The sequence below is a fragment of the Pedobacter sp. genome, assembly GCF_035566355.1.
GTDB lineage: Bacteria > Bacteroidota > Bacteroidia > Sphingobacteriales > Sphingobacteriaceae > Pedobacter.
Window position 1 is genome coordinate 1 of the sequence record NZ_DATMRL010000259.1, and the last position, 7,975, is coordinate 7,975.

The 7,975-nt window shown below is 42.2% G+C and carries 7 protein-coding genes and 1 pseudogene; all 8 read left to right on the forward strand.

The window, feature by feature from the left end; translation table 11 throughout:
* Positions 1-313: fumarylacetoacetate hydrolase family protein (locus VNZ46_RS10055; RefSeq protein ID WP_325560039.1), on the forward strand; the 313-nt coding region annotated here is incomplete at its 5' end.
* Positions 314-318: 5 nt separating this feature from the next.
* The gene (locus VNZ46_RS10060; protein ID WP_325560040.1) at positions 319-2,043 is read left to right on the forward strand and encodes a M23 family metallopeptidase; all 1,725 of its coding nucleotides are present in this window, start codon (positions 319-321) and stop codon (positions 2,041-2,043) included.
* 7 nt (positions 2,044-2,050) lie between these two features.
* Entirely contained in the window at positions 2,051-2,512 is a 462-nt protein-coding gene (gene bcp / locus VNZ46_RS10065) for a thioredoxin-dependent thiol peroxidase (protein WP_325560041.1), read from the forward strand.
* 299 nt (positions 2,513-2,811) lie between these two features.
* On the forward strand, positions 2,812-3,219 hold the full coding sequence (locus tag VNZ46_RS10070) for a BlaI/MecI/CopY family transcriptional regulator (RefSeq protein ID WP_325560042.1): 408 nt from the start codon (positions 2,812-2,814) through the stop codon (positions 3,217-3,219).
* Positions 3,220-3,229: 10 nt separating this feature from the next.
* On the forward strand, positions 3,230-4,411 hold the full coding sequence (locus VNZ46_RS10075; protein WP_325560043.1) for a M56 family metallopeptidase: 1,182 nt from the start codon (positions 3,230-3,232) through the stop codon (positions 4,409-4,411).
* An 81-nt stretch (positions 4,412-4,492) separates the two neighbouring features.
* Positions 4,493-6,886 (forward strand): ABC transporter permease, encoded by a 2,394-nt coding sequence (locus tag VNZ46_RS10080; protein WP_325560044.1) that lies wholly within the window; start codon positions 4,493-4,495, stop codon positions 6,884-6,886.
* A gap of 31 nt (positions 6,887-6,917) precedes the next feature.
* The gene (locus VNZ46_RS10085) at positions 6,918-7,292 is read left to right on the forward strand and encodes a hypothetical protein (protein ID WP_325560045.1); all 375 of its coding nucleotides are present in this window, start codon (positions 6,918-6,920) and stop codon (positions 7,290-7,292) included.
* 393 nt (positions 7,293-7,685) lie between these two features.
* Positions 7,686-7,975 (forward strand): annotated as a pseudogene (locus VNZ46_RS10090) (transketolase); the annotation flags it as partial.

Sequence of the window (7,975 nt, forward strand, 5' to 3'; positions counted from 1 at the left end):
ACCCTGGGAACTTGCCAAGGCTTTTGATAACTCAGCTGCCATTAGCAGCTTTGTACCCAAATCAAAATTTGAAAATCTGTACGATCTGCAATTCGAACTACAAATCAACAAAAAAACACGTCAAAATGGAGATACTAAAAATTTGCTCTTCCCGTTTGAAAAAATAATAGCCTTCGTTTCACAATACATTACTTTAAAAAAAGGAGACCTGATTTTTACCGGAACCCCAGAGGGTGTTGGACAAGTCCACGCTGGTGATCATCTTGAAGCATGGCTGGCCGGAGAACAATTACTTAATTTCCATATAAAATAATTTTAATGTTCAGATCTTACGCAGTACTCTTTTACTTTATACTGAGTTCCTTTTTCGCCAACGGACAACAAATCTTTAGCGGGAACAAATATCCGCAATTTGATTTCCGTCCGCCACTGGACATTACGCCTCCCGCCCTTGCAGGATCATTTGGAGAAATCAGGCCCAACCATTTTCATTCCGGTATGGATTATCGCACCAATCAACGCGAAGGTTATCCGGTATACGCAGTAGCCGACGGATACATTTCCCGGATTCGTGTACAAAATAGTGGTTTTGGGCAGGCACTTTATATTAACCATCCTAACGGTTACACCACGGTATACGGACATCTTCAACGCTTCAATCCTAAAATAGCACAACAGGTTGAAAAAGTACAATATGAAAAGAAATCGTTTGAAATAGACGAATTTCCCGCGGCCAGTCTGATCCCAGTTCGTAAAGGTGATCTGATTGCCTGGTCTGGAAACCGGGGTAGTTCGGGTGGTCCACACCTCCATTTTGAAGTAAGAGATACCAAAACAGAGGCAACCATAAACCCGCAGCTCTTCGGCCTGGATATTCCGGATAATATTCCGCCGGTCATCTACGCAATGTATATTTATCGCCTGAACAAACAAGCCTTTAATGAATTCACGCCAAAGCAGTATTTCCAGGTGAGTGGCGGTGCCGGAAAATATCATTTGAACCAGGTCAGCACCATTCATCTCGGTGGAGAAGTCGGATTTGGGATTACGGTAACTGATAAACACAATGGGGCATCGGGTACCAATGGGGTATATTCTATTGAACTGGAAGTAGATGGAAAATCCGTGTATACTTCGGCCCTGGAACGTTTTAAATTCGAAAATAGCAAAGCAGTAAATTCCCATATCGACTTTCCAGCATTTTTGAACACCAAACGCACCATTCAGAAAAGCTTCGTTGATCCCGGTAACCCTATGGGAATCTATTTCAACCTGGTTAACAACGGAAGAATTGAGTTCGAAGAGGGAAGGACTTATGCACTTAAATACACCATTACAGATGCCAAGGGGAATCAAAGTGTCCTTGCTTTTAATGTTCTGGGAGACAGCAAAGCAACAATAGCTTCAAAAGTTCTTCCGGCAGGCACTCTTTTTCCCTACAATCAGGTCAACGAATTCAACAACAACCAGATCAAGGTGATCATTCCTGCGGGAAATCTGTACAGCGACCTGAACTTTACCTATGCAGAACATCCAAGACCTGGGGTAAATGCATATTCTGCTGTTTATCAAATCCATAACACCCTCACCCCATTACATACAGGGTTTGAATTATGGATTAAGGCCGATTCCAGTTTGAGCAAGTATAAAGACAAAGCTGTAATCGTCAATACTGGCAGATCTTCTCAGGGAGGTTATTTTGAAAATGGCTATGTTAAAGCGAAACCAAGAAGTTTTGGAAGCTTTTTCATCTCTATCGATACTATTGCTCCAACCATAGTTCCCGTCAATGTTTCCAACGGGCAAAGTATGAAGGGGATTAGTAAAATGACTTTTAAAATAAGAGATAATCTTTCCGGAATCAAAAGCTTTAACGGCTATATTGACGGAAAGTGGGCTCTTATGGAGTTCGACGCCAAAACGGCCACCTTATGGCACAGCTTTAATGACCAAACCGGCAGTTCCGGCAAACATAACTTAAAACTGGTTGTTGACGATGTAAAGAACAACGTTAAAACCCTGACTATTGATTATTACAAATAACAATCCTATGAGCGAATTAAAAGAAGGCCAGAAAGCCCCTGAATTTACATCAACAGACCAAAATGGCGCTGCTGTATCCCTGTCTCAGTTTACAGGAAAAAAAGTAGTCTTATATTTCTATCCGAAAGATGATACCCCTGGTTGTACAGCAGAAGCCTGTGATTTCCGGGACAACTATCAGGGCTTAACGGCAAAAGGAATCGTAGTTCTTGGTGTCAGTGTAGATGATGAAAAATCACATCAGAAATTCGTCACCAAACATAGCCTGCCATTTACCCTGGTGGCTGACACAGATAAAAAAATCGTAGAAGCTTATGGCGTCTGGGTAGAAAAAAATATGTACGGAAAGAAATACATGGGTATCGCACGTAAAACCTTCCTGATCGACGAACAAGGTATCATTACACATATCATTGAAAAAGTAGATACCAAAAATGCCACCGCACAGGTTTTGGACCTACTAAAATAAACCTATTAACGGAAAGGAATTTAGGACATCCTTGTCTAAATAAGTTCCTTTCCTGATCAATTTAAGCGGTATCAGCGCATTTACCTCTTCATTTAGGTAAAAAATCTACCTGCCCCCTCTTCTGCAATGGAAAAAGCAATGCCTGTTTCATGTTCTCCTTCTACCCAATTCTAACAGCTGATTGAATGTAGCAGGTTTTCTTTGCAGCCAATTCTCCACTACATTGTTAAATAAAGTTAAATTCAGAAAATAAACCTACAAACATTCTTGTAGGTACAAATTTATATGTAGGTTTACATATGAAAATCAATGAACCGGAGAAATCAAAGAAAATAGAACCGACCAAAGCGGAACTGGAAATTTTAACAATCTTATGGGAGCATGGACCATTACCTGTACGTGTTGTGATGCAGGAAATCAATAAGATCCGGGAGTTGAATTACACTGCAACACTAAAGCTTATGCAATTGATGGTGGATAAAGGAATTTTAAAACGTGACGAACGTAAAATGCAGCATGTGTATCATGTAGTGGAAGAGGAGAAAAAAACGAAGGCGCATTTACTGGACAAATTTCTGGATACTTTATATAAAGGATCGGCCAGCAGTTTGGTAACACAGCTGGTGGGCAATAAAAAAACAACGAAAGAAGAACTGGCTAAAATGAGAGCCCTGCTAGAGGAGGCAGAAAGGAAGACCAACCATTAATACGACAAAAATGGAAAAGATCATTAGCGGTTACTTGCCTGAAAATATGGCAGAGGCAATTACTCACACACTCCTGCACAATCTATGGCAGGGGATGGTGCTGGTGATTCTTGTGGCAATGATTCTTCATTTGACGAAACGGACTGCTGCGATATGGCGTTACCGTTTTTTGACGGCGACTTTACTATTATTTACTTTGGTAGTTGCTTTAACTTTTATCCTGGAACTCTATACTGTTCCCGACCGTGATTTCAACTTACCAGATCTGCATCCTTCAAATTCAAAGGATATTCCTGCACTACTTTGGCAAAATCTGGCCTTTTCCTTAAAATACATTCATGAACATGCCGGCCTTATTTCAATGTTCTGGATACTTGCCGTTATTGTACAAATTTGCCGGCTATCACTAGGTTTTTATGTCCTCCAGCGCATGAAAATGGTTCGTATAGCTCCGGTGGGTAAATTCTGGCAACAACGACTGCAAGAATTGTGTTCAAATCTTGGACTTCGGCATACCGTAAATTTGCTGGAATCTGGAATTGCGCAAGTGCCTATAGTGATCGGTTATCTTAAACCTTTAATATTGATTCCGGTTGGATTGATTACAGCACTGAACCAGGCTCAGGTAGAAGCCATCCTTTTACATGAACTGGCACATATCCGCCGCAAAGATGGCCTGGTCAATCTGGTTCAGATACTTATGGAAACCCTGTTGTTTTTTAATCCCGCAGTTTGGTGGTTATCCTCTCTGATCAGGTCTGAACGCGAGAATTGTTGTGACGATATAGCAGTTCAACATTTAAGTAGTCCGGTCGATCTCATGAGCGCAATGGTATATTTTGAGCAATACCGTCGGGAACAGAACAAATTGAGTTTGGCCTTTTCAGGCGCAAGTACCAGAATGCCGGCCAGAATGGAAAGGCTTCTAAAAGGGAAAAAAAATTCGCCAGGGAAACTGGACTTTCTGGTCATTGCACTGCTCCTGACTATAGGTACATTAGCGATGGTACCTGGCCCAAGGAATCAGGTACAATTCCTGGTCAAAATCCCCCTATCGGTCGGGAAACCTAGCGCAGAGGCCAATCGTAAGGCCCACGAAGATAAAAAAAGAGCCGAAGCTGATGCCATACGCCGAACGAGGCCGTATGCTGTCCCTCATACTGCAGTCAGTAAGAGGGAAATAGCTCCCTAACCTTAAACTTCTATCCGCTTCCCCTGCACACCAGATTGGTGTCCCTGGCCAGCTATTGCATTATTTTTTAAATATCAAATCATGTTTAGGAATTATTTTAAGATCGCGGTCCGAAACCTGCATAAGCAACTTACACTTTCATTGATTAATATATTGGGCTTAAGTATTGGCCTTGCCTGCTGCATGCTGATCTTACTGTACATCACCAACGAATTGAGTTTTGACCGCTTTCATCAGCAGAAAGCACAAATCTATCAACTCACCTGTCTGCGCAGTGAGCAGGACGGAACAAGTAAAAAATTTGCTATTGCAGCCTTGGTACAAGGTCCAGCCTTCAAACAAAGTATTCCTGAAATACTGGAGTTTACCCGTGTGAATACCAGAGAGACCGTACTAAGAAATAACCGCCAGATCAGCACTGAACAAATCAGTTGGGTAGACGAAAGCTTTTTTAAAGTTTTCACCTTTCCCTTGCTTACAGGTGATCCTCGTACTGTGCTAAAAGATCAACACTCCATGGTACTAAACGAACTGATCGCAAAAAAATACTTTGGATCGGCCTCAGCTGCCCTGGGCCAGTCTATGGAAGTGGAGGTTAATGGAAAATTTGAACTTTTTAAAATCTCAGGGGTGGCCAAACCAGCGCCGCAAAACTCCAGCATTCAATTTAGTCTGCTCCTTCCTTTCTCCTATTTTCAGGTTGCGTATCCGGATAACGGATGGATGTGGGTGTCCTTCCCAACCTATTTTTTGCTCACGGAAGGCGCAAATATTTCGCAGGTAGAACGTAAAATGGACAAGATTTATAGCTCTAACGCTAAAGAGGAGATTGATCTAAACCATTTAGCTGGATACGGAAACCATTTCAGCTGGGGTCTGCAGCCGCTGACCCGTATGCATCTGAATACAGATTACGAAGGTACACCTTCTGCCAGCGACCCGGTATATTCTTATATTCTGGGAGGGGTTGCGCTATTTACCCTGGTCATTGCCTGTATCAATTTCATCAACCTGACTATTGTCCAATCGGTGAAAAGAAACAAAGAAATTGGCATTCGAAAGGTCATGGGAAGCAGCCGAAGGCAGTTAACTATCCAATTTTTAAGCGAGTCGATGCTGACCTGTCTACTGGCGTTTATATTAGCCCTGTTTTTAGCCGGTACAGTCTTACCTGTCTTTAACAGTTTATGTGATAAAGACATTTGCCTGCATGATCTCTTGAACTGGAAGTTAGTGACAGCCTTTGTACTCTTGTTCCTGGCCACTGGATTCGCCGCCGGTTTTTATCCTGCACTGGTACTTTCATCCTTGGCACCAGTGAAGGCGCTGACTGGTAAGACAGGGTTGATCGGAAAGAATGAGCTGACCAAAAGTCTGGTGGTCTTTCAATTTGCACTGGCCACTTTTCTCATCATTTCTACCCTGTTCATTTATGCGCAATTTAGCCTGTTAACCAAAACTTCGGTTGGTTATCCAGACCAAAACCTTCTAAGCGTAAAAATAACAGAGGGTATCAGAAACCGGTCATTGATGGAGCGCTACAAAGCAGCATTTTCCAGGATCCCGGGAGTAAGCGGAGCTGGCTATAAAAATATCGGGCATTTTGGAGGCAAAACACAGGCCGCTGGTAAAGAGTTTACAGCCACTTATGAACATGTGAATGAAAACTATCTTTCGGTACTTGGTGCAATAATTATGCGTGGCCGAAGTTTCTCTTCCTTATTTGGCTCGGATTCTTTGTCTTCAGTACTGATCAATCAAACCCTGGTTAAAAAGGCTGGCTGGAAAGATCCCATTGGCCAGACTATTGATTATATGAACCTTCCCGGATGGGGGAACCGGAAAATGGTTGTCATTGGAGTAGTAAGGGATTATCATAACGAGTCTTTAAAGGAAAGGATTCAACCGATGATCTTTACCGGGGAACCTTCACTGCCTTTAGGGGAGATGATCATCAGAATCCGCCCTGAAAACAGTTCACAGACTTTAGCGGAGCTGGAAAGAGTATTTCATCATCTGAATCCGGAACATCCCTTTGAGTACCAGTTCCGTCAGGAATCCAACCACAACAGTTACCGATCGGAAGAGCGGTGGAAACAGATCATGACCTTTGCTGCCGGACTCGCCATTTTTATCTCCAGTACCGGTCTGTTTGGCCTGGCTATGCTGACAGCAAAAAAAAGGGAAAAGGAGTTTGGAATTCGCAAAGTGTTGGGTGCTTCCGTCAGTTCGCTGGCTTTGATGCTGTGCAGAGGGTTTTCCGGTCTGATACTGATCTCCTTTTTTCTGGCCATCCCTTTGGGTTGGCTGGTCATGCACAACTGGCTGGAGCATTTCCCTTATAGGGTCAACCTATCCTGGTGGCGGTTTGCTGTGGCAGGACTAGTAACGATGTTTATTGCCTTGTTGACCGTAAGCTACCAGGCAGTTAAGACAGCGCGTGCAACCCCTATTCAATCCCTTCGAAAAGAATAATTTATCATTTAATCCTTAAAAACTAAAAATCATGAAAAAAGTAATTCTATGGAGTTTCGCAGTTTTAGCTCTTATTAGTACACGCCTGAATGCCCAGACTGAAACACCTGGCGAAAAACCGATTAAAGTTGGCCATCAATGGCAGATGCCTAAAGATGCCATATTGCGATCCAGGGCCTTCGCCCAAAAGCTGCAAAAGTCACTAAATTTAGATCAATCCACCACCAAAAAGGTATTTAATGCCTACATGGGTAACGCCAAATCAGTGGATGAGATTCGTATGGGCAAAGGGTCAGAAAAAGAGAAAAAAGAGGCAATGGCGGCTAATCAACATGCCTTTGACGAAAGCCTTAAGATGGTTCTTTCACCTGAACAATTCAGCAAATACCTAAAGAGCAAAACCTGATATATTCCGGGACCCCGCCTGTCCCGCAGATCTCTGCCCACTCGTCCGTTTTCCTTCCTCTCAATTTGCTACGGAAAATTCTTGTACCCTGGCGGAAAGGTCTCTGAGATCTGCGGGTTTCTTCAGCCCGCCTGATATTGTTAGCCTTGAAGCAGATGTACAGAATTTTCCGAAACAATACACCTCTCTATCCTTTAAATCCCATAATTAAACTACAGCATTCTGCAACTTTATAAAACATAATTCCCCTTCTATTATACGTCAATATGACATTTATTTAAATTCATCAAAATTTATAGTATAAAATACAAATGAAGATGTATTTTTGACATAACTACCGTGTTAAACAAGTAAATAATTACATTTGCTCGTATTAACACATTTCCATATTTAATGAAACATACAATCAATGAATTAGAGGATATTGCTTCTCAAGTAAGGAGGGATATTGTAAGAATGGTTCACGGATGTCAATCCGGACACCCTGGTGGATCATTAGGATGCGCAGATTTCATGACCGCACTGTATTTTGAAGTGATGAATCATTCTACTGATTTTACAATGGATGGTAAAGGTGAGGATCTGTTTTTTCTTTCTAACGGTCATATCTCCCCTGTTTTTTATAGTGTATTAGCCAGATCAGGTTATTTTGAAGTCAGCGAACTGGCAACTTTCAGGAAATT